At 67.6% G+C, this 20,647-nt stretch carries 22 protein-coding genes and 1 pseudogene; 11 read left to right on the top strand and 12 right to left on the bottom strand.

The window, feature by feature from the left end:
• Positions 1 to 26: 26 nt before the first annotated feature.
• Positions 27 to 2,033, top strand: coding sequence for a VWA domain-containing protein (locus tag ACHMXB_RS14505; protein ID WP_395399368.1), 2,007 nt, complete (start codon positions 27 to 29; stop codon positions 2,031 to 2,033).
• A gap of 1 nt (position 2,034) precedes the next feature.
• Here ACHMXB_RS14505 and ACHMXB_RS14500 read toward each other — a convergent pair whose 3' ends face one another.
• On the bottom strand, positions 2,035 to 2,394 hold the full coding sequence (locus tag ACHMXB_RS14500; RefSeq protein ID WP_395399366.1) for a hypothetical protein: 360 nt from the start codon (positions 2,392 to 2,394) through the stop codon (positions 2,035 to 2,037).
• Between the two features lie 110 nt (positions 2,395 to 2,504).
• Positions 2,505 to 3,386 (bottom strand): helix-turn-helix transcriptional regulator, encoded by an 882-nt coding sequence (locus ACHMXB_RS14495; RefSeq protein WP_395399364.1) that lies wholly within the window; start codon positions 3,384 to 3,386, stop codon positions 2,505 to 2,507.
• Between the two features lie 108 nt (positions 3,387 to 3,494).
• On the opposite strand from ACHMXB_RS14495, the gene ACHMXB_RS14490 reads away from it, so the two are divergent.
• From ACHMXB_RS14490 to ACHMXB_RS14480, 3 genes are read left to right on the top strand one after another with little or no spacing between them, the layout of a single operon-like run.
• Positions 3,495 to 4,376 carry an aldo/keto reductase gene (locus tag ACHMXB_RS14490; protein WP_395399362.1) on the top strand — a complete coding sequence of 294 codons (882 nt, stop codon included), beginning with the start codon at positions 3,495 to 3,497 and terminating at the stop codon, positions 4,374 to 4,376.
• Between the two features lie 25 nt (positions 4,377 to 4,401).
• Positions 4,402 to 5,427, top strand: a complete 1,026-nt coding sequence (locus ACHMXB_RS14485) for an aldo/keto reductase (protein ID WP_395399360.1) — start codon at positions 4,402 to 4,404, stop codon at positions 5,425 to 5,427.
• Positions 5,424 to 5,801, top strand: coding sequence for a nuclear transport factor 2 family protein (locus tag ACHMXB_RS14480; protein WP_395399358.1), 378 nt, complete (start codon positions 5,424 to 5,426; stop codon positions 5,799 to 5,801). Before ACHMXB_RS14485 ends, ACHMXB_RS14480 begins: the two co-directional genes overlap by 4 nt.
• Before the next feature lie 74 nt (positions 5,802 to 5,875).
• Here the strand turns inward: ACHMXB_RS14480 and ACHMXB_RS14475 are convergent, their stop codons facing one another.
• The 8 genes and pseudogenes from ACHMXB_RS14475 to ACHMXB_RS14440 form a co-directional block, all read right to left on the bottom strand.
• The gene (locus ACHMXB_RS14475) at positions 5,876 to 6,601 is read right to left on the bottom strand and encodes a cyclase family protein (protein WP_395405288.1); all 726 of its coding nucleotides are present in this window, start codon (positions 6,599 to 6,601) and stop codon (positions 5,876 to 5,878) included.
• A 261-nt stretch (positions 6,602 to 6,862) separates the two neighbouring features.
• The gene (locus tag ACHMXB_RS14470) at positions 6,863 to 7,120 is read right to left on the bottom strand and encodes a hypothetical protein (protein ID WP_395399356.1); all 258 of its coding nucleotides are present in this window, start codon (positions 7,118 to 7,120) and stop codon (positions 6,863 to 6,865) included.
• Between the two features lie 11 nt (positions 7,121 to 7,131).
• On the bottom strand, positions 7,132 to 8,481 hold the full coding sequence (locus ACHMXB_RS14465; protein ID WP_395399354.1) for a TRAP transporter large permease subunit: 1,350 nt from the start codon (positions 8,479 to 8,481) through the stop codon (positions 7,132 to 7,134).
• 79 nt (positions 8,482 to 8,560) lie between these two features.
• Positions 8,561 to 9,347: pseudogene (locus ACHMXB_RS14460) on the bottom strand (DUF1932 domain-containing protein).
• 15 nt (positions 9,348 to 9,362) lie between these two features.
• Positions 9,363 to 9,989 (bottom strand): RraA family protein, encoded by a 627-nt coding sequence (locus ACHMXB_RS14455; protein ID WP_395399352.1) that lies wholly within the window; start codon positions 9,987 to 9,989, stop codon positions 9,363 to 9,365.
• A 79-nt stretch (positions 9,990 to 10,068) separates the two neighbouring features.
• Complete coding sequence (locus ACHMXB_RS14450) at positions 10,069 to 11,070, bottom strand: tripartite tricarboxylate transporter substrate binding protein (RefSeq protein ID WP_395399350.1); 1,002 nt, start codon at positions 11,068 to 11,070, stop codon at positions 10,069 to 10,071.
• Positions 11,071 to 11,124: 54 nt separating this feature from the next.
• The gene (locus ACHMXB_RS14445) at positions 11,125 to 12,624 is read right to left on the bottom strand and encodes a tripartite tricarboxylate transporter permease (RefSeq protein WP_111905673.1); all 1,500 of its coding nucleotides are present in this window, start codon (positions 12,622 to 12,624) and stop codon (positions 11,125 to 11,127) included.
• 2 nt (positions 12,625 to 12,626) lie between these two features.
• Complete coding sequence (locus tag ACHMXB_RS14440; RefSeq protein ID WP_190608858.1) at positions 12,627 to 13,130, bottom strand: tripartite tricarboxylate transporter TctB family protein; 504 nt, start codon at positions 13,128 to 13,130, stop codon at positions 12,627 to 12,629.
• A gap of 121 nt (positions 13,131 to 13,251) precedes the next feature.
• On the opposite strand from ACHMXB_RS14440, the gene ACHMXB_RS14435 reads away from it, so the two are divergent.
• The 5 genes from ACHMXB_RS14435 (at position 13,252) to ACHMXB_RS14415 (ending at position 16,785) form a co-directional block, all read left to right on the top strand.
• Complete coding sequence (locus ACHMXB_RS14435; protein WP_395399347.1) at positions 13,252 to 14,049, top strand: IclR family transcriptional regulator; 798 nt, start codon at positions 13,252 to 13,254, stop codon at positions 14,047 to 14,049.
• A 73-nt stretch (positions 14,050 to 14,122) separates the two neighbouring features.
• Positions 14,123 to 15,007 carry an aminoglycoside phosphotransferase family protein gene (locus ACHMXB_RS14430; protein ID WP_395399345.1) on the top strand — a complete coding sequence of 295 codons (885 nt, stop codon included), beginning with the start codon at positions 14,123 to 14,125 and terminating at the stop codon, positions 15,005 to 15,007.
• Positions 15,008 to 15,083: 76 nt separating this feature from the next.
• Positions 15,084 to 15,341, top strand: coding sequence for a hypothetical protein (locus ACHMXB_RS14425; RefSeq protein ID WP_395399343.1), 258 nt, complete (start codon positions 15,084 to 15,086; stop codon positions 15,339 to 15,341).
• A 59-nt stretch (positions 15,342 to 15,400) separates the two neighbouring features.
• The gene (locus ACHMXB_RS14420) at positions 15,401 to 15,805 is read left to right on the top strand and encodes a VOC family protein (protein WP_395399341.1); all 405 of its coding nucleotides are present in this window, start codon (positions 15,401 to 15,403) and stop codon (positions 15,803 to 15,805) included.
• A gap of 32 nt (positions 15,806 to 15,837) precedes the next feature.
• On the top strand, positions 15,838 to 16,785 hold the full coding sequence (locus ACHMXB_RS14415; RefSeq protein WP_395399339.1) for a tetratricopeptide repeat protein: 948 nt from the start codon (positions 15,838 to 15,840) through the stop codon (positions 16,783 to 16,785).
• Between the two features lie 136 nt (positions 16,786 to 16,921).
• Here ACHMXB_RS14415 and ACHMXB_RS14410 read toward each other — a convergent pair whose 3' ends face one another.
• Entirely contained in the window at positions 16,922 to 17,743 is an 822-nt protein-coding gene (locus ACHMXB_RS14410; RefSeq protein WP_395399337.1) for an alpha/beta fold hydrolase, read from the bottom strand.
• Positions 17,744 to 17,836: 93 nt separating this feature from the next.
• Here ACHMXB_RS14410 and ACHMXB_RS14405 point away from each other — a divergent pair, with 93 nt between their 5' ends.
• Positions 17,837 to 18,622 (top strand): alpha/beta fold hydrolase, encoded by a 786-nt coding sequence (locus ACHMXB_RS14405; protein WP_395399335.1) that lies wholly within the window; start codon positions 17,837 to 17,839, stop codon positions 18,620 to 18,622.
• A 4-nt stretch (positions 18,623 to 18,626) separates the two neighbouring features.
• Here the strand turns inward: ACHMXB_RS14405 and ACHMXB_RS14400 are convergent, their stop codons facing one another.
• The gene (locus ACHMXB_RS14400; RefSeq protein ID WP_395399333.1) at positions 18,627 to 19,271 is read right to left on the bottom strand and encodes a VOC family protein; all 645 of its coding nucleotides are present in this window, start codon (positions 19,269 to 19,271) and stop codon (positions 18,627 to 18,629) included.
• A gap of 119 nt (positions 19,272 to 19,390) precedes the next feature.
• On the opposite strand from ACHMXB_RS14400, the gene ACHMXB_RS14395 reads away from it, so the two are divergent.
• Positions 19,391 to 20,620, top strand: a complete 1,230-nt coding sequence (locus tag ACHMXB_RS14395) for a hypothetical protein (RefSeq protein ID WP_395399331.1) — start codon at positions 19,391 to 19,393, stop codon at positions 20,618 to 20,620.
• The last annotated feature ends 27 nt before the right edge of the window (positions 20,621 to 20,647 follow it).

Genomic DNA, 20,647 nt, shown 5'->3' with positions numbered 1-20,647 from the left:
ACAGATTAGCGAGTACAGGAGGCATCATGACCCTGCACAACCGGTCCAGGTACGGCCGGTACGCCGGAGGTCCGGATCCGCTTGCCCCGCCGGTGGACCTGGCGGAGGCACTGGAAGCGATCGCCGAGGACGTGATGGAAGGCTACTCGCCGCGGCATGCCCTGCAGGAGTTCCTGCGGCGCGGCGGCCGGAACCGCGACGGGCTCGACACCCTGGCCCGCCGGGTCCAGCAGCGGCGGAGTGAACTGCTGGGCCGGCACCGGCTGGACGGCACCCTGAACGAGGTCAGGAAGCTGCTGGACACCGCGGTGCTGGAGGAGCGCAAGCAGCTGGCCCGCGACGCCATGATGGACAACAACGACCGCGCCTTCCGCGAGATGCAGCTGCAGAACCTGCCCCAGTCCACGGCGGCAGCGGTCAACGAGCTCGCGTCCTACGACTGGCAGTCGAGCAGCGCCCGGGAGGCCTACGAGCGGATCAAGGACCTGCTGGGCCGTGAGGTCCTTGACCAGCGGTTTGCCGGCATGAAGCAGGCACTTGAGAACGCCACGGACGAGGACCGCGAAGCCGTGAGCGAGATGCTGCGCGACCTCAACGAACTGCTCGGCAAGCACCGCCGCGGCGAGGACACGGAGGCGGACTTCCGGGAGTTCATGGCCAAGCACGGGGACTACTTCCCGGAGAATCCGCAGTCGGTCGAGGAGCTGGTGGACGCCCTCGCCAAGCGTGCCGCCGCGGCCCAGCGGATGCTGCAATCCATGTCCCCGGAGCAGCGCGAGGAGCTGATGCGGCTGTCCGCCCAGGCGTTCGGCTCGGCCGACCTCATGGCCCAGCTCAACCAGCTCGACGACAGCCTGCGCGCCCTGCGCCCCGGCGAGGACTGGAGCGGCTCCGAGCGCTTCGGGGGCCAGGAAGGGCTTGGGCTGGGCGACGGCACCGGCGTGCTGCAGGACATCGCCGAACTCGACGAGCTGTCCGAACAGCTCTCCCAGCAGTACAACGGATCCACCCTCGACGACCTGGACCTGGACGCCCTGGCCCGCCAGCTGGGGCAGAACGCCGCCGTGACGGCCCGCACCCTCGCGGAGATCGAGCGGGCCATGCAGGACGGCGGCTACCTGCGCCGCGGGGCCGACGGCGACCTCCGGCTGTCACCCCAGGCCATGCGGCGGCTCGGGAAGTCGCTGCTGCGGGACACCGCCAAGCAGCTGTCCGGCCGGCAGGGCGGCCGGGACACGCGCGTCGCCGGGGCCGCCGGTGAGCAGACGGGCTCCAGCAGACAGTGGGCATTCGGCGACGCCGAACCGTGGGACGTCACCCGCACCATAACCAATGCCATCCGGCGCACCATGGCCGACGGCGGTGATCCGGGCCGCGGTCTGCGCCTGGCCGTGGGGGACATCGAGGTGACGGAGACGGAGGCGCGTACCCAGGCTGCCGTCGTCCTGCTGGCCGACGTGTCCTTCTCGATGGCCGCCGAGGGGCGGTGGGTGCCCATGAAACGCACCGCGCTCGCCCTGCACCATCTCGTCTCCATCCGGTTCCGCGGGGACCGGCTGCAGCTGATCACGTTCGGCCGCTACGCGCAGACGATGGACATCGGCGAGCTCACGGCCCTGCCGGCGTTCCGCGAGCAGGGAACCAACCTGCACCATGGCCTGCTGCTGGCCGGCCGTTTCTTCCGGCAGCACCCGTCAATGCAGCCCGTCCTCCTCGTGGTGACCGACGGCGAGCCCACAGCCCATCTGCTGGGCGATGGTGAGTCGTGGTTCTGCTGGCCGCCGGACCCGGAGACCATCCGCGTCACGGTCGCCGAGCTGGACCGGCTTGGGCGTGCGGGCACGCAGGCCACGTTCTTCCGGCTCGGCGACGACCCGGGGCTTGAACGGTTCGTCCGGCGGCTGGCCCGCAGGATCGACGGCCGGGTGGTGGCACCAGACACCGGGGATCTCGGCGCCGCGGTTGTGGGGGAGTACCTCCGGGCCCACTTCCGCGGCCGCTATTACGACGACGACTGGGCCGCCGGGATTTAGCTCAGGCGGCTGCCAGAACAGGTGCCGCAACCGGGAGGGTTACCAGCTTCTGCGCTGCGATCTCCGCAGCTGCGAGTTTCGGTGCGAGGATGCTGAACCGGTAGTTGCGCTGCAGCGGATCGACCTGCAGCGGAAGGTGATGGGAGCGGGCGCAGCCGCGGAGCTCCTCCATGGCCTGGGGTTCCACCTCGGCCAGGGGCATATCAAGTTCCAGTGCCAGCCCCGGGACCAGCGAGTCGGCCCGCTTCATCACGCTGTACAGGCCCTGAATGCTTTGAACAGTTACGTGACCCTGGGTCTTGACCTGGGCCTTGGCGCCGTCGAGGTCAACGCTGACCAGCACCCGCAGCTTCTCGTTCACTTATTTTCTCCCCAATTTAGAAAGGGCCACCACGCTGTGGCCCCCGACTACGATAGACCAATGTGACGTGGCTAACAAGTCGGCGGGCGCGGGGCTGGGGCGACGGCCGGTTACTGCTTCTCCTCAATGGGGATTTCTGCCGTTGCCCGTTGGGTGGCGGCCCAGCTCTCAAGGACTTTCAGCGCGTCTTCCGACGGCGTACTGGGGTCTGCCGTGTACACATTGATCCGTAGTCCGGGATCAGCGGGGAGTTCGAGCGCTTCGAAGCTCAGGTCCAGGTCCCCAACGATCGGGTGGTGGAGCCGTTTCCGGCCGGTGCGGTGGTACTTCACGTCGTGCCGGGCCCACCGGGTGCGGAACTCCTCGCTGCGGGTCGAGAGTTCACCGATCAGGTCCGTGAGGTCCTTGTCGTAGGGGTTCTTCCCCGCGGTGGAGCGCAGGACCGCGACGATGTCGTCCGCGGCGCGCCCCCAGTCGGCAAAGAACTCCCGCGCCTTCGGGTTCAGGAAGGTGAACCGCGCGCTGTTCGGCGGGGTGACCTGCTCGGCCATCAGGTCCAGGTACAGCGCCCTGCCGAGTTCGTTGGAGGCCAGGACATCCCCGCGGTCGTTGCGGACCCAGGCCGGCGCCGTCGTAATCGCATCAATGACTCGCTGCACGCTCGGCCGCACTGTCTGCGGACTGCGCTTGCGCCGCACTCGTGGGGAGGCCGTGGCCGCACGGGCGAGGTCGAAAAGGTGAGCTGTTTCGGCGTCGTCGAGCTTCAAGGCCCGGGCAAGGGCTTCGATGACGCTGTCCGAGGCGCCGGAGAGGTTTCCGCGCTCCAAGCGGATGTAGTAATCGATGCTCATTCCGGCGAGCATGGCGACTTCCTCGCGGCGTAGCCCGGCCACGCGCCGGTTCCCGCCGTAGACCGGTAACCCGGCTTCCTCGGGCGTGATCCTGGCCCGCCGCGAGGTCAGGAATTTCCGCACGTCGTCGCTGTGTGTCATGGCATCAACGCTACGCGGCGGCTGGTTCCCGAGGGAGGCACTGGCATTACCCGGAACGGCAGGAACTCCCGGCCTCTGGGAAATCACGGTTGCATTGAAGGCATGGACATGGAACTTACACTCAACAACGGCATCACGATGCCCGCCCTCGGTCTGGGCGTCTTCCAAAGCCCGCCGGAGCAGACGACGGCGGCGGTCGAGGCCGCGCTGGCGGCCCGCTACCGGCATATCGACACCGCCGCCGCGTACGGCAACGAACGGGAGGTCGGCGAAGGCATCCGCCGTTCCGGCGTCGATCGGGCGGACGTGTTCATCGAGACCAAGGTCTGGGTGAGCGACTACGGCTACGACGAGACCCTGCACGCCTGGGAGAAAGCGGCGGCCAAGCTCGGCGTCGAATACCTCGACCTGCTCATCCTGCACCAGCCGGCACCGGACCGGTTCGAGAAAACCATCGCCGCGTACAAGGCGCTGGAGACCCTTCTCGCTGACGGGCGCGTCCGGGCGATCGGCGTCAGCAACTTCATGCCGCACCACCTGGAGCAGTTGCTCGCCGCGACCGACGTCGTTCCGGCCGTGAACCAGATCGAGCTGCACCCCTACTTCACCCAGCGGGACGTCCAGGCAGCCGACGCCGAAAACGGCATCCTCACCCAGGCCTGGTCACCCATCGGCGGCATCACCTTCTACCCTGGCTGGGGCGAGGACCGCCGGAACGTGATGGAAGACCCTGCGATCGCCGCCATCGGGCAGGGGCACGGCAAGAGCCCCGCCCAGGTCATGCTGCGCTGGCACCTGCAGCAGGGCCGCTCGGCGATCCCGAAATCGACCAACAAGGCCCGCATCGCGGAAAACTTCGACGTCTTCGACTTCGAGCTCAGTGCCGCGGAACTCGCCTCGATCGACGCGCTCGACGCTGGCGTGCGCAACGGACCGGACCCGGACGAAGCCCGCATTGAGCGTTTCGCCATGGTCATTCCCGAGTCCTAAAAACAAAGAAGAAGAAGGAGTTACTATGGAGTACCGCCCGCTTGGCCGCACCGGCGTTCAGGTCAGTCCCTTGTGCCTCGGCGCGATGATGTTCGGCCCCTGGGGCAACGACGACCGCGCCGACAACACCCGCATCATCCACCGCGCCCTCGACGCCGGCATCAACTTCATCGACACCGCCGACGTCTACTCGGGAGGCCTGTCCGAGGAGATCGTCGGGCAGGCGTTGAACGGCCGGCGCGACGACGTCTTCCTCGCCACGAAGTTCTTCATGCCCATGGGCGAGGACCCGAACCAGCGCGGCGGATCGCGCCGCTGGATCATCCGCGCGGTGGAAAACTCGCTGCGCCGGCTGAACACGGAGTACATCGACCTCTACCAGGTCCACCGGCCCAGCCCCGATACCGATGTGGAGGAGACCCTCGGCGCGCTCACCGACCTCGTCCGCCAGGGCAAGGTCCGCTACATCGGTTCCTCGTCCTACTCCGGATCGCAGATCGTGGAAGCCCAGTGGGCGTCCCGGGAACGCAACCTGGAGCGGTTTGTCACCGAGCAGCCGCCGTACTCGATCCTGGTCCGCGGCATCGAGGAGGACGTCCTCCCCACGGTGCAGCGGCACGGGATGGGCACCCTCACCTACAGCCCGCTCGGCGGCGGCTGGCTCTCAGGGCGGTGGCGGAAGAACGCAGCATCCGCACCCACCTCGAGTGCCCGCCCGGGCGTGCGCTTCGACATGACCAGCCCCGCCAACCAGCGCAAGCTCGATATCGTCGAGGAACTCGCCCAGCTCGCCGAACAGGCAGGGATGAGCCTCATCGAGATGGCGATCGCGTTTGTGATCAACCACCCCGGCGTCACTTCCGCCATAGTCGGGCCCCGCACCATGGAGCAACTGGAGTCCTACCTTCCGGCAGCCGGCATCACCCTGTCCACCGACGTGCTGGACAGCATCGACAAGATCGTCGCACCGGGCGTGACGGTCAACCCCGACGACAACAGCTACGGCGCGCACGAGCTCACCGCCCAGGCGCGGCGACGGAAACAGCCGTGACCGACGAGTCGGCGAACGCCCTGGCGGCGAAAGCGCTCCACGACGCGATGTGTGACGCGATGGTGAACGGTGACGTGGCAGAGCTGGACAGCATCCTCGCCGAGGAGTTCACTCTTACGCACATGACCGGATACGTGCAGTCGAAGGCGGAATGGCTTGAAGCTATCGACGCCGGCCAGATGGAGTACCACCGGATCGAAACGGTCGAGGCCACCTTCAACTCCGAGGGGACCGTGCCCGGGCTGACCGCACGCACGCTCACCGATGCCATGATCTGGGGATCGAGGGCGACCTGGCGGCTGACGCTACGCTCCTGGTTCGAGCCCCACGGAGAGGAATGGGCCGTAGCCCGCACCGTCGCATCGACATGGTGACTCGGCGAAACGGCAGCTCAGTGTCCGGGTGCGTGCAGTAAAGCTCGGAGCGAAACCAACGGCGGTCGCCCAGGCTATGTCACTGCCGTGGCGTTCGCCGGCGACCCCGTTGCTCCGGTGATGTTCAGCGGTTTTACGGTGACCAGGGCGTCCCAGTTGCCGGTGGCCTTCATGTGCCGGCTGAGCTGGCCGAGCTGCCAGAGTTCGCCCAGCGGCAGGCCGAGCTTGGCAAGCAACTGCTGGTGCATCATGCCGTGGTCGTTGGGCGCCGTGCTCCGGAACGGGCTGGAGGGGACCGGCGGCAGGCACTCGACAGCGAAGTTGTCGGCGGCGATGACGGCCAGTTGGTTGTCCCAGGCCCAGGCGATGAACTCTGCCGATTGTTCGATGCCGCTGGCCCGGCGGCTGTCGCGGAGGCTCTCCTTGTCCCCGGTCGGGAGCGCAAGGAACCACTCGCACCACCCCGTGTGGAGCATGAGGATGTCCCCGGGCCGGAACGAAACAGACTGGGCCCGGGCGGCGGCCTGGATCAGGCCGAGCCCAAGAGGCTGCCCGGCCGCGTGGTCGATCGGCGTGCCCTGGTCCCGGCAATATCCGTCGAGATCCACCAGCACGCCCCTGCCGACGATGGGCTGCTCGGCCCAGACCTGGATTCCGAGGGCAGCTGTTCCCTCGCGGATGTCGCCGTCGGGGGGTCCCGTTGTAGAAGCCGACGTCGTCCGCCCGGCGGTGCCGGAGCCCGTCGATCTGGCTGGAGCCCTGCAGGTAGTACCCGTCGAGGTAGTCGTCGCGGTGGGCAGGGTGCGCGGAGTAGATCGTGTGCCGGGGAGCGCGCCGTTTCAGGGACATGCCGGGGTCGAAGGTGTCGGCGGGGTAGTCGAGGCCGAAGACGGCGCCGGTCCGGACGCAGTCCGCGGCGTCCCGGATGGAATCAGGCCGGATGAAGGACGGCGTGCCGCGTTCGGCGTCCGGAAACAAGCCCCACGAGGTTCCCGCGAGGCGCCCCTCCCGTTCCAGCAAAGCCTCGTAGGAGGGATAGGTGGTGCCGGATTCCGTGGAGGTCATGGGGTGTGGGCTTCCTGCTGCGGGCTGTTCTGTTTCGCGGAGGTCTTGTAACTGAGCAGGAACCCGGCGATGGCACAGACGGACGCGGCGATGCAGGCGGGGCCTTTCACGGCTTCGTCGAGGACTGTGAGCCACCCGCCCTGCCCGGTGATCAGGGCGAGCGCCTGCCCGGCCACGAAAACTATTCCGGCGATGAGGAGTACGGCCAGGCTGATCACGAAGACGGCGTTGATGGTGTGTCGTAACTTCTGCATTTCCACGCTTCCTATGTGGAGAGGACGCCGATCGGCAGGACGCCGACGGCGATCAGCACGCCGATGGCCAGCAGCGGCAGGGCGTAGAGGACGAACAGGCGGGCAAACGTCTTGTACGGATCAACATCGGCGATGCCGCACGCGACGTAAAGCGGAGCGCCGCCGGGCGGCACGGCTGCCTCGCAGGAGGAAAAGACCAGCACTGCAACAGCCGCCGTGGTGGCCGGAACGCCCGCGGCCACCAGCGTGGCCACGCCCACGGTTCCGACGGCGGCCATGGTCGCCGTCGCGGACAGGGGCGCGGCCACAGCGATGACAATCAGTCCGATCAGGATGGCCAGCAGCCACAGCGGCAGGTTGAACTGGTTCAGGAGTGCCGTCATCTGCTTGGGCAGCCCGGTGGCGGCCAGGGCGTTGGCGCCCGCGAAGGCGAAAACCACCGTGACGCCGACGACGCCGAAGCGCGGGGCTGACTGCTGCAGGAAGTCCCAGTACGCCTTCCTGCCGCGGGGCAGCCGTTTCCGTCCCAGGATGATTCCCGTGAGGATCAGGACCACGGGGATCCAGACGATGACGCTGACGGTCTTGGAGACGTCCGAGCCCGTCCAGTCCGTCAGCGCCGAAGCGATTGCGCCGGAGGTGAGGATCAGCGGGACGGCCACCACCACGAACAGGATCATGGTGGCCCAGCCCTGGGCGAAGGCCCGGCGGACGGGTGTCCGGTGCTCCGCATCGAGGGGTGCCATGTCGCTCTTGCGGATCAGTATGTAGGTGACGATCAGGCGGTGCAGGAAGCACCAGAGCCCGCCGAGCAGCAGGGGCAGGACGAGGTCGTTGACCTTGAGCAGCGGCCCGACCGTGGAGGATCCCACGAGGACGAACATGGAGGCGCTGAACGGGAAGGTGATGCCCATGCCGGCGTTCCCTGCCACGAGGGTTGCCGCGGACGGTTTGTCGAGGCGGGACTTTTCCATCCACGGGATGGTCACCGAGCCCACGGTGGCGGCAATCGCGGCCTGGTTGTGCACCACGCCGCCCAGGCCGGCCGACGCGACGGTGGAGACCCAGGCCGGCCCGCCCTTGACCCCGCCGATCAGGGAGTTCAGCAGGTCGATGAGCCGGTCCAGCACGCCGGTCCGCTCCAGCAGGTAACCCATGAACACGAACGCCATGGTGGCATAGACGATTTCATCGGTGATGGCGTCGTAGAACGCGTCCCAGCCGACCTGGCCGGCGGCTCCGGTGAACGGAAGGACGACGAGGAATCCGAGGAGCATCGCTTCGCCCACACTGCGTTTGATGACAGTCGTCCAGAGCAGGATGACAGCCAGGTAGGCTCCGAGTGCCCAGATGCCGATCATCGGGCTGCTCCTTCGGGGTGTTCGTTTGCTTCCGGATTCATCGTTGATTCCCTGTTCATTGATTCTGCCTCATGCGCGTTCAGCGCAGGGCGGCCTCCGGTGCCGGTGCCGCAGCGATCCGCGTCAGCGCAGCAGCCGAAGCGGCAGTCATCTCTGCGGGGACGCCGAGTTCGGAAAGGTATTCCGCGGTGTCCTGCATTTCCCGGGACCGGCGCACGGCGTGCTTGGACGTTCCCGCGAGGAACCTGTCGATGACGGCCTGGCCGTCGCCGGCGAGCTGGCGGGCGATCTGCTCCCGGATCCAGCTTTCCAGTCCGGCTGCCTGGCCGGCGGTGACCGCTTCCACCACCACCGATGCCAGGCCCTTCATCAGGACGCTGCGCAGCAGCTTGTGGGACATGGCCGCCCCCCGGCCCGCCGTCGGCGATTTCGACGTCGACACCCAGCGGCGCCAGCAGCTGCGCCACCGCGGCGGATCCGGGGCCGCTGACCATGAGCGGAGTTTTGGCGCCCAGGGCGGCGACGGGGCCAAGGATCGCGACGTCGGCAAAGCTCGCCCGGGTGGGCAGCTGGCCGAGCTCCTGCATCACAGCGGGGGAGGAGGACGTGAAGTCGGCATAGGTGCTGCCTGTCGGGAGCACCGGCAGGCACTCCTTGGCGACGCTGCGGGCAGCGGCTGCGCCGGTGAGCACCAGGACAATGTCCGCGCCCTCGCAGGCTTCGGCGGCGGTGGCGGCCCGGGACGTTCCCTGCGGGGTGGTGGTGGCCACCGGGTCAAACCCGGTGACCTGGTGACCCGCGGCGGCGAGTGCTTCCGCGTAGGCTGCACCTGCTTCGCCCAGGCCGATGATGGTGCACTTTGTCATGAAACTGTTCCTTACTTACTGGCCGCGGGCGGCGACGATCGACGCCCGGCGGTTGGTTTCGTCGGCGAAGACCGCTTCGGCGGCCTCCGCCACGGCCTCGGCCTGCTCCAAGGGGATGACCACAACGCCGTCGGAGTCGCCGATGATGATGTCGCCGGGCAGAACGGGAACGCCGCCGAAGGCGACGGGGCCGCCGATGCGGTGCGGCCCGTTCTTGTACGGGCCTGCAGGGGTGACCGCCCGGGCGAAGACCGGCATGCCGATCTCGCCGAGGGCCTCGGCATCTCGTGCCGCACCGTCAAGGGCGAAGCCGGCGATGCCGAGGTTGATGGCGCGCTCGCCGATCAGTTCGCCCAGGAGGGCGCGGGACTCGTCGCCGCCGCCGGAGACCACGATGACGTCCCCCGGCTTTGCCAGCCCCAGGGCCTGGTGGATGCCCTGGTTGTCCCCGGGGCGGGTCCAGACGGTAAAGGCGGGGCCCGCGATTTTCGCCCCGGGCCAGATTGCCTGGATGGCGGAGTCGGCAACTCCCAGCCGGTCCATGGCGTCACCGATGTTGGCGGCGGGCAGCTTGGCCAGCCGGTCGACCAGTTCCTGGTCCGGGCGGGTGAAGGAGGTGTCCTGAAGGGCGGGGGTGGTCATGGCGGTGTCTTCCCTGATGGTGTCGGTATGGGCGTGGATCGGCGGGTCGTGCTCGTGTGGGCTAGTCCTTTTTCTGCACTCAGTCTTTTTTCTGCACCATCGGCAGGACCTTCTTGAAGTCCGCCTCCTGTCCGGCCCAGAACGTCTCGTAGTCCTTGCCGGGGAGGTAGCTGGTCTGCAGGCCGAGGTCGTTCATCTTCTTGACGACCTCCGGGTCCTCGATGGCCTTCTTGAGGGCGGCCTCGAGCTTCTTGGCGACGGCGTCCGGCAGGCCGGCGGGAGCGGAGTAGCCGCGGGCGGTGCCGGCTTCGACGTCGTACCCGCTTTCCTTGAACGTGGGGACGTCCGGGAGCGACGGGGACCGCTCGGCGGTCATGATGCCAAGGACTCGGGCCTTGTTCTGCTTGGTCAGGTCGGTGACGTCGCTGACGTTCGCCACGAGGATGTCGACGTGCTGGCCGAGGAATGCCGTGGTGGCCTGGGAGGCTCCTTCGGAGAAGTGGACCGGTGCGAACTCGGCGCCGGTGGTCTCCTGGATCTGCGCAAGCGCGAAGTGCTCGCCGGTCTGCAGACCGGTGGTGCTGGCGGTCATGGACTTGGGTTTGGCCTTGGCCGCTTCCAGCAGTTCCTTCAGCGTCTTGTACGGGCTGTCCGGCTGGACGGCGATGACGGCCGGATCAATGACCTGGCGGCCCAGCGGCTGGAAGCTGCTCCGCGTGTACTTTGCACCGCGGGCAGGGTCCAGCGGGGACACGACGACGGACGGGGAACCGGTGGCGCCGATGGTGTAGCCGTCCGGCTTGGCGCTCGTGAGCTGGGTGTAGCCGATCTGGCCGCCGGCGCCGGGCTTGTTGATGACCTCGACGTTGGTGCCGAGTTCCTTCTCCAGGACGGGCTGGACCAGGCGGGCTGCGGTGTCCACGGCTCCGCCCGAGGAGAAGGCGACGACGAGGTCGATGGACTTGCCCTTCTTGGGGAAGTCGTCGCCGGCTGCGGAGGTTGCACCGGCGTTGGCGCCGCACCCGGTGAGGGCGAGCAGGGCGGCTGCAGCGATTGCTGCGGTGACTTTCTTGCGGGACATGTGTCTTCTCCTTCGAAGAGGTTGTTTGTTGGTTGAGGGGAGTGCGGGCTTGGTTTAGGTTTCGGGGTCGTCGGTCAGGGCCTTGGGCTTGCGGAGCTTCAGCAGCGGGCTGCAGATGATCAGGAGACCCAGTGCGATGAGCACGGCCGAGATGGGGCGGTTGAGGAAGATGCTGAAGTCGCCCTGGGAAATTTCCAGTGATTCGCGCAGCGACCGTTCCATCAGCGGGCCGAGGACCAGGGTGAGGACCATGGGGGCCAGCGGGATCTCCAGGTGCCGAAGGGCCAGGCCCAGCAGGCCGAAGCCGATCATCACGAAGACGTCGAAGACGCTGAAGTTGATGGTGTACGCGCCGATGACCATGAACAGCAGGATCAGCGCGGTCAGGATCGGAGCCGGGACCCGCAAAATCGAGGTCCAGAGACCGACGAGGGGGACGTTGAGCAGCACCAGCAGAAGGTTGCCGATGAAGAGGCTGGCGATGATCGCCCAGGCGATCTCGGAGTGCTCGGTGAAGAGGGTCGGTCCCGGCGTGAGGCCCTGCTGGAGGAAAGCGCCCATGAGGACGGCGATGGTGGGCGAGGCGGGGATGCCGAGGGTGAACAGCGGGATGAGCGCGGCGTTGGCGTGGGCGTTGTTGGCCGTTTCCGGCCCGGCAACACCCTCGACGGCGCCCTTGCCCAGCTCGTTGCGGTGCTTGGAGAACTTCTTCTCGGCACCGTAGGAGAGCAGGGAGGCGACGGACCCGGTCATGCCTGGGATCAGCCCGAGCCCGAAGCCGATGCCGGTTCCGCGGGCCATGGAAGGTGCGCTCCGGCGCCATTCGTTCCGCGTGGGCAGGAGGGAACGGAAGCCGGGGGCGTGGACGACGGTGGACTCGCCCTTGCGGTAGGAGAGGATCTCGGACAGGCCGAAGACGCCGACGATGACGGCCACGAAGCTCACGCCGTCCAGGAGCCGGTCCATGCCGAAGGTGAAGCGGGGTGCACCGGCGACAGGGTCGATGCCGACCATGGAGATCAGGAGGCCCAGGGCTCCGGAGATCAGGGCCTTGACCATCGATTTGCCCGCCAGCGCCACGAGCAGGGAGATGCCGACAACCATCAGGGCGAAGAACTCCGGGGGACCGACGAGCAGGCCCAGTTCGCCCAGGGGCTTGGCGGCGGCGACGAGGCCGAGGGTGGCGATGGTGCCGCCGACGAAGGAGCCGATGGCGGCGATGGTCAGGGCCGCCCCGGCCTTGCCCATCTTTGTCATCGCGTGGCCGTCGATGGTGGTGATGGCCGAGGCTGCTTCACCGGGGGTGTTCAGCAGCACGCTGGTGATGGTTCCCCCGTAGGCCGTGCCGTAGAAGATGGCACAGAGCATGATGATCGAGCCGGTGGGGTCCATGTTCAGCGTGAGCGGGATGAGCAGGGCGACGCCGGCCACCGGGCCGATGCCCGGCAGGACGCCGATCACGGTGCCCAGCAGGCAGCCCAGGAACGCGAAGATGAGGTTCTGCCAGGTCAGGGCGGCGGCGAAGCCGTTCAGCAGTTCGTTGAGGGTGTCCATGTCTAGAGTCCGATCAGGTTCAGGACGGGGATGGATGAGACAGGCAGGGCCACGTTCAGTCCGTAGTTGAAGGCGTAGAAAGCTCCGACGCTTCCGGCCAGGGCGGTGAGCAGGGCGGACAGCCAGCTCCGCTTTCCCCGGATCTTCAGGTGGTACATGAGGAAGAGGAACATGCTCAGCTGGAAGCCGAGCAGGTCCAGCAGCGCTGCCAGCAGCACAAGGCTGACGACGACGGCGAGCACCAGTCCGCCGTCGGCCCCTTCACCCGTTGTGCTGGGGCGCTTGAGCTCCTGCAGCAGCCACAGGACCGACATCGCGGCGAGCACCGCGCCCATGGCGAACGGGAAAAGGCCGGGGCCGGGACCCAGCGAGGTCCAGAGGCCGAGGCCCACCGAGCTGACTAGTACGTAGGCGCCCAGTGCCCCGAAGGCGGCGATCCCGGCCAGGACGCTGCGCGCTGGCCTCGCCCGGGTGGGGGACTGGGTCATGGTCGACTCCGTTGTCATCAAAATGCCTTCCAATTGCTTTCATAGAATGAAAGTGTCTTACGTCAGAAGAAATAGTGACACGGCCCACAGGTGCTGTCAAGCGCGGTGGTGGCGCGCAGAAGTTACATAGAATGAAAGAATGACGGTCACCAATACGCAGCCCGGCACCGCAGCGGACGACGGCGGCAAGCCCTCCAACATGCGCTCGCTGTCGCGCGCAATGGAGGTGTTCGCTGAACTGCAGCGGGCCGACCGGCCCCAGCGGCTCAGTGATCTGGCGCGCAACTGCGGCATGAGCCTGCCCACTACGCTGCGCATCCTGCGCGTGCTGCAGGATTTCGGCATGGTCAGCCAGACCGACAAGACGTACCGGATCGGCCCGGCCGTGCTGCCCGCGGCGCGCAGCTACATCGAGAACGATCCCCTGGTCACCGCGTCCCGTCCGGTGCTCCAGCAGGTGGCGGCACAGACCGGAATGACCGCGTCCCTGTACACCCGGCTGGGTTTCGAGCGCATCCTGGTGGTCCGGGTTGACGGCGACGCCCCGCTCCGGTACGACATGCCGCTGGGCAAGCGGCTGCCCCTGACCGTCGGTGCTGCCGGCAAAATCCTGCTGGCCGGCGCGCCGGACGACCATCTCCAGGAGGTGGTGATGGGCGCTGTGGCGGCCGGGCATGAGGAGTCGAGCTTCAGCCTGGCCGAGCTCAAGGCCCGGCTGCCCGAGCCGGGAACCGACTATGCCTACTCGGCCGATGAGCGCGCCACCGGAGTGCTCTCGGTGGCCATGGCAATCAACAGGTCCGGGCTGCCCAGCGAATCGGTCGCCCTGACCAGCCCGGTGGAGGCGGCCACCGAGGAGGGGCTCAAAGCGGGGGTGCCGGAACTTCGCCGCGCTGCCGCCCGGCTCGCTGAACTGCTGGAGGGCACCGTCTACTGAAAATCGTTTGTCGACAGGGCAGTCGTCGCGACTTACTGGGTTGAGGCGATGGCATCACTGAAAGGCGGATCTCATGGCACGAATGCCGCCGGCCACGGCGGAGGTGAGTCCCGCCGTCGTCCATGCCCTCATCCGGGACCAGCGGCCCGACCTCGCAAGCCGGCCCCTGGTGCGGGTAGCCAACGGTTGGGATAACGCGACGTTCCGGCTCGGTGACGATCTGGCGGTCCGGCTGCCCCGGCGGGACGAGGCCGTGCCGCTGATCGTGCACGAGCAGCAGTACCTTCCCGGCATCGCCCGCCGGTCCCCGGTGCCGATCCCTGTGCCCGTCCATGCCGGCCAGCCGACGTCGGACTTTCCCTGGCCGTGGAGCATCGTCCGGTGGGTTTCCGGCACCCCCGCTGTGGATGCCGCACCGGCGGACCGTGCGCCTGCCGGTGACGGTCTGGCCGCCTTTCTCAGTGCGCTTCACGTGCCCGCTGAAGCGGGAGTCCCGGTGAATCCTGTCCGCGGCGTGCCGCTGATGGACCGGAACGCGGTGGTGCTGGAACGGCTGGCGGACCGGGACCGCTACCCGCAGTCGGCAGGGCTGATGGCGGTTTGGGCGCAGGCCTGCGCGGCTCCCGTCTGGGACGGCCCGGCGATGATGCTCCACGGGGACCTGCATCCAGCCAACATTCTGCTGGCGGCCGACGGGTCGCTCGGCGGCGTGATCGACTTTGGCGACGTGGGGGCCGGGGATCCCGCCGTCGACCTTGCGGTGGGATGGTTGATGTTCGACGCCGGCGCCCGCCGGCGCTTCATCGGCGCCTTCGGCTCCTCGGTGGACCGGGACACCTGGACGCGCGCCCGCGGCTGGGCCCTCGTCCTGTCCACCGCCATGCTCAGCAACTCCGACGACAACCCGCCGATGTTCTCCGTGGGGGAGTTCGGACTCCGGCAGGTCCTGGCGGGCTGACCCGCGTTGACGGCCGCATCATAACGAATTGATAAGTTTGCTTACCACTCATGCTGCGCGACCCTAAACTTGTTGCATGGAACCGCTGGTGTCGATCGTATTGGTGTTCGCGGTGGCGCTGCTCTGGCTCGCTGTTCCGGTGGTGCTGCTCTCGAGGATCAACCGAGATGCGCGGCGGGCCTGGCGGCAGCAGAGGAAAGCGCTGCGCATGAAGGAGCGCGACAGCCATAAGAGCCATGTTCCCAAGCGAGCTGTTCTAGCGCGCAAGCGCGGACTCAAGACTGCCAAACGTCGTTCCGAATCCAAACCGCCGGCGCTCCCGTCCGCCAACTGAGCCGGTCGGGGCGCGGAAATATCCGCATCCACTGCTCGGACGGCGGTAGGGTGGGGCGCATGGAGATGCGCCTTGAAGTTGTGCAAGTGCCGGTCGCTGACGTGGACGCGGCGAAGTCGTTCTACGTGGACAAGCTGGGCTTCGTCCTAGACCACGACGTGGAACACATCCCCGGCATGCGGGTGGTGCAGCTGACACCCCCCGGATCCGCTGCCTCGATCGTCATCGGCACGGGAATGACCAGCATGGCACCGGGGAGCCTGGAAGGGCTGCAGCTCGTTGTACCCGACATTGATGCGGTGCGCGCCCAGCTGCTGGACCGGGGCGCCGGCATCAGCGAGGTCCAGGACATGGGCGGCGTGCAGTTCGCGTTCCTCAGCGATCCGGACGGCAACCGCTGGGTCATTCAGGGCGCTACGCCGCCGCAGGTCAAGAGCGCGCACCTGGACCCCTCCGCTTCATAGCTGGATCGCCGCGGGCGCTGCATACTATACCGATGAGGGGACATGGATGGGCTGGATTCGGGAAGAAGCGGAAGCCACAGGAAGTGTGGTCGGACTGGCAGGCCGCGGATGAGGCAGGAGAAGCCGGTCGGGCGGAAGCCCTTGCCTCCGAGCTCTTGCAGCTGACCCCGGAGTCGTATTTCAGCTGGTTCCAGGCAGGTCTCCTGTCCAAGACCCGTCGCAATTGGCCCGAAAGCGCGGAGCGCAATGCCCGGGCGCTGGAACACTTCACGCCCCGGGACGCAGAAGCGTTCGACGGTGCCAATCCCGCCGCCTGGAACCTCGGTATTGCAGCAACAGCGCTGGGGGACTGGGCCACCGCCAGACGTGCATGGGTGGCCTATGGGCTGGACAGCTTCGGGGCCGAAACCGGCATCATCGACGTGGATTGCGGGCTGGCCCCGGTCCGGCTCAATCCCGACCAGCCCAGCCTTCCCCATCAAGAGCCGCCTACCTCCGGTACTGCCGAGGTGGTCTGGTGCTGGCGCAGGGGTCCTGCCCACGCCGTCATTTCAAGCGTTCCCCTGCCCGAGTCCGGGCACAGGTTCCGGGATGCCATCCTTCATGACGGCGAACCCAAGGGATCCCGGCTGCTCGGCGAACAAGAAGTCTCCGTCTTCGATGAGCTTGAGCGGCTGGATGAGTCCGGGCTGCCCACCTGGCAGGCGCAGGTCAGCGGAGCAGGCTCCGACGATCTCCAGACGCTGTCTGACCTCTTCGGACTGCGCGGACTCGGCGTCGACGACTGGTCCGGGATCCGGCTGATGTGCTCCGCCTGTTCCCACGGCGCACCCCGGGATGGACATGATCATGCGCCTGCAGATTCAGAGGCTTCGCGGCTTGGCCTTGCCGGCCACGAAAGTCTCCTGGGGGAAGTGATGGAGGAATGGCTGGACACCAGGCCCGGCATCGAGGTCCACAACCTCGAATTACTCTGGTAACAAAGAACCCCGCGTAGCCCGAAAGTCATCGAGCAGCAGTTGCAGGTGCCCCGGCTGCTCGACGTTGGCGAAGTGGCCGCAGCGCGGGATGGTCTCCAGCCGGACATGCGGCACCGCCGCGGCCAGCCGGATCAGGTCAGACTGGGGCGTGAACACATCGCTGTCCCCCGCGCGTCGCAACCACCGGACAGCGGATGGCGCGCCATTGGCCGAAGTCGTAGTGCGCGGCAGCCCGGACAGCCGCGGCGAAACTGGCGGGCCGGGCGTCGAGCCCAAGCCCGCGGACAACGTGGCCGGGGACTGCAGCCGGGCCGGTGAAGAATGGTGACATCAGCAGCCCCATCACCGGTGTGGCGCCTACAGCCCGGATCAGTTTGGATCCTGACGTACCGAAGGCCGCCATGGAGCGCATGGTGAGCAGCATGCCCACAAACGCCGGGAATCTGGAGAGGCTGCGCAACGGCCGCCGGGCCGCCTCGGACACGGCGAACGTGGTGGCCGAAATGGCTGCAACGCTGGCGGCGCGCTCCGGCCACCCCGCGGCCAGGTGCAATGCAAGGAAGCCTCCCATCGAATGGCCCACCAGGTTCCACTGCTGGTAGCCGAGTGAGTCCAGTATTTCGACGACGGCGCGCCCCATCGCGTCGACGCTGAGCTCTTCCGGGCGGACGCCCGCTGTGGATTCACCCCAGCCGGGCAGATCGATGAGCACGCGGTCTGTGTCCGGCGCCTTGGACAGCAGCGGCTGGAACGTGGTCCAGGATCCCGCGGCGCCGTGAAGGTAGACCTCCGCTGCGGAGCGCGCCGCGAACCCGCCCGCAGGGAACCCGCGCCCGAGACCGCTCCCGGTAGCCCGCTGGACACGCACGGAGACAAGACCCAGCTCCGTGGAAACAACGCGCCGCTGCAGCGCGGACGCTCTGGTCCGGGCGGTTTCCTGCTGAATGCTGATGGTCATCTGCTGCTCCTGGGTCTCTGGAAGGTGTTCGGAGCCGGGGAAGACCGGACGGGAACCCTATCCACCTGAAACCACCGGGCGTTAGGATGCCGTGTGACTTCCACCCATGGATACGCGGCCAACGGCGACCTGCGCATGTACTACGAGGTCCACGGCAACGCGACTACCGGCAAGACGCCGCTGCTCCTCATCCCCGGCGGCGGCTCCACCATCCAGACGAACTTTGCCAGCCTCATTCCGGTCCTGGCCGCCCAGCGGCAGGTGATCGCCGTCGACGAGGAAGGCCACGGCCGCACCCTGCCCACCGATCGCCCGCTCACCGCCGAAAACTCCGCCGGTGACGTCATGGCGGTCCTCGACCAGCTGCAGCTGGACTTGGTGGACGTGCTCGGATTCAGCGCCGGCGGCCACACAGCCCTCGCCCTGGCCATGCAGCACCCGACCAGGGTGCGCCGCCTCATCGCCGCCTCCACGTTCTTCAGCCGGGACGCCGTGCCCGCCGAATTCTGGGAGGGCATGAAAACGGCCACCCTCGACAACATGCCCGCTGTGTACCAGGACGCCGACCGCAGCCTCAACCACGAGCCCGGGCACCTTGAGCGGCTGTTCGAGCTGGACCGGCAGCGCATCGTTGGCTTCCCCGGCTGGTCCGAGCAGGAGCTCGCCGGGATCGCCGCGCCTACCCTGGTGCTCTGCGGCGACCAGGACGTAATGCGCCCTGAGCACGCCGTGCGCATGTCCCGCGCGATCCCCGATTCCCGGCTAATGATCGTGCCCGGCGGCCACGGCGACTATCTCGGCGAACTTGCCGCCAGCGACGGCGACCTGCAGCCGATGCTCGCGACCCTCCCGTTCCTTCAGCGCTTCCTGGATTCGTAAGGAATCAGTCCCGCCCCTGCCAGGTGCAGATGTCCACCACGTTCCCCTCCGGGTCGATGAGGGAAACCCACGCGGGCGCGTAGCGGTCGCCCAGGATGCGGCCGCCGGCGGCCACGATTGCGTCGATGCGCGCCTGCGCCTGATCGTGCGGGACCGAGACGTCCATGTGGATCCGGTTGCGCGGCGGGACGAACTTCTTATCCTGGAACCACGCGGGCGGGCCGATGAGGTTGGGTTCGATCAGGTCCTCGTCCCCGATGGCCACGTAGCCCAGCGCCGCCCGCCAGAACTCCATCACGGCCGGCCGGTCCTCGGCGTCGAACGCGAGCTGGACGTGCTGCACGGCCGACGGATCCGGTTTCAGTCCCAGCCGGGCCGCAACGCGGGAGATGCTGCCGGCAAGCTCGAGGTCGCGGTCGCTCAGCCCGACGCCCGGGGTGATGACCTGGACTGTGACTGTGTCCGGCCGCAGGTCCACCAGCGGGGCGTGGCCGAGGGTTTCGGCAACTTCCGCGATCGAGGCAACGAACTTGGCGCCGGTGGCGAAGTCCCCAGTCTCGTAGAGGGTTTTCGCACCCCAGAAGAGCACGCGCCACTCCGCGACACCGTCGGCTGATGAGAACTCTGCATCGGAAATCGCGGTGGCCATGCCCCCACTATTCGGACTCCCGAGCCGCCGGTCAATGGGCCTGGCCCGGTAACTAGTACGCTTCTTCCGGTTGGCTTCGAGTCGACGCGTTATTGGGAAACCTGTTGGGGGAAAATTTCATGAAGTACCGCTGGGCCACGTTCACCGCCGTATCTGGAGCAATTTTGAGCCTGGCAGCAACGCCGGCCGTTGCAGCGCCCCAGGAAGCCATCTACATCTACGGCACACCCGTGCGGGTGGCTATTGCTGCGGACGGCACGGCCTACCTCGGCAATTACGGTCAGGGTGGTGGTGTCTTTGTTGTTCCCGCCGGTGAGACCAGGGCTAGCCGCACTATCAGCACGGGAGGCCACGCCTCCACCGGGCTCGCGCTCGGTCCGGACGGCACCCTTTATGTGGCCACGGCGGACGGGGACCAGGGCGCGGTCGGCGTCATTCCGGCCGGGGACGCAGCCGTGGCACGGACCATTCCGGTGTCCGCCGGGCTTCACCCGCTTGCCGCCGGACCAGATGGAACGGTGTACGTGGCCAACCCCGAGGGCGACACCGTCTCCGTCATTGCACCGAGCGGCACCACAGTGGACCGGACCATCAAAGTCGGCGCGGGCCCGGCGGAAATAGCGGTGACGAAGGACGGAACCGCGTTTGTGACCAACCAGACCGCCGGCTCGGTCTCCGTGATCCCGGCCGGAGCGGACGCCGTTTCAAAGACCATCGAGCTGGTCTCGGACACCGGGACGTCGGAGGAGCCGCACGGCATCGCTGCCGGACCCGACGGAACCGTTTACGTAGCCAACATCAAGTCCAACGACATCGCCGTCATCAACCCCGGCGCAGGCACTGTCGCTGAGCGGATCTTCGTCGAAGGCGGACCGCAGGACGTCGCCGCTGCAACGGACGGCACGCTGTACGTCACGAGCCTGCTGACCCAGAAACTGTCCGTCATCCGTCCGGACGCCACGGACGTGGCGGGGTCCCTCCCCACCGACGGCGGCCCCGGTCACCTCGCGGTGGCCCCGGACGGTTCGGTCATCGTCATTAGCCCCGGCTCCAGCCCCGGCGACGGTTCGGTGTCCCGGTTCGACGCTGCAGAACTGGCAGCGGCGTCGCAAGGTTCGACGGCGGCTGCACCAGCGGCGTCCGTGGAGCCGACGGCGGCTGCACCGGCCGCAAACCCCGCCGCGGAAGGGACGGCGGCACAACCGTCCGCTGACTCCTGGGACACCCTGCCCGCCGTGGCGGGCGCGGTGGCTGCCGGCGTCGTGGGCGTCGCTGTTTGGATTCTGGTGAACGGCCGGCGCCGGAAAGCCGGCCTGCCGGCACCAACCAGGCGGGGTAGCGGGCTGTAACATCGTTCACATCCGTAGTTTGAAAGG

It is taken from the genome of Arthrobacter sp. UC242_113 (assembly GCF_044054585.1).
Taxonomy (GTDB): Bacteria; Actinomycetota; Actinomycetes; order Actinomycetales; family Micrococcaceae; genus Arthrobacter.
The sequence above is the reverse complement of the archived record's forward strand: the minus strand, read 5'-3'. Positions and strand labels throughout refer to the sequence as shown.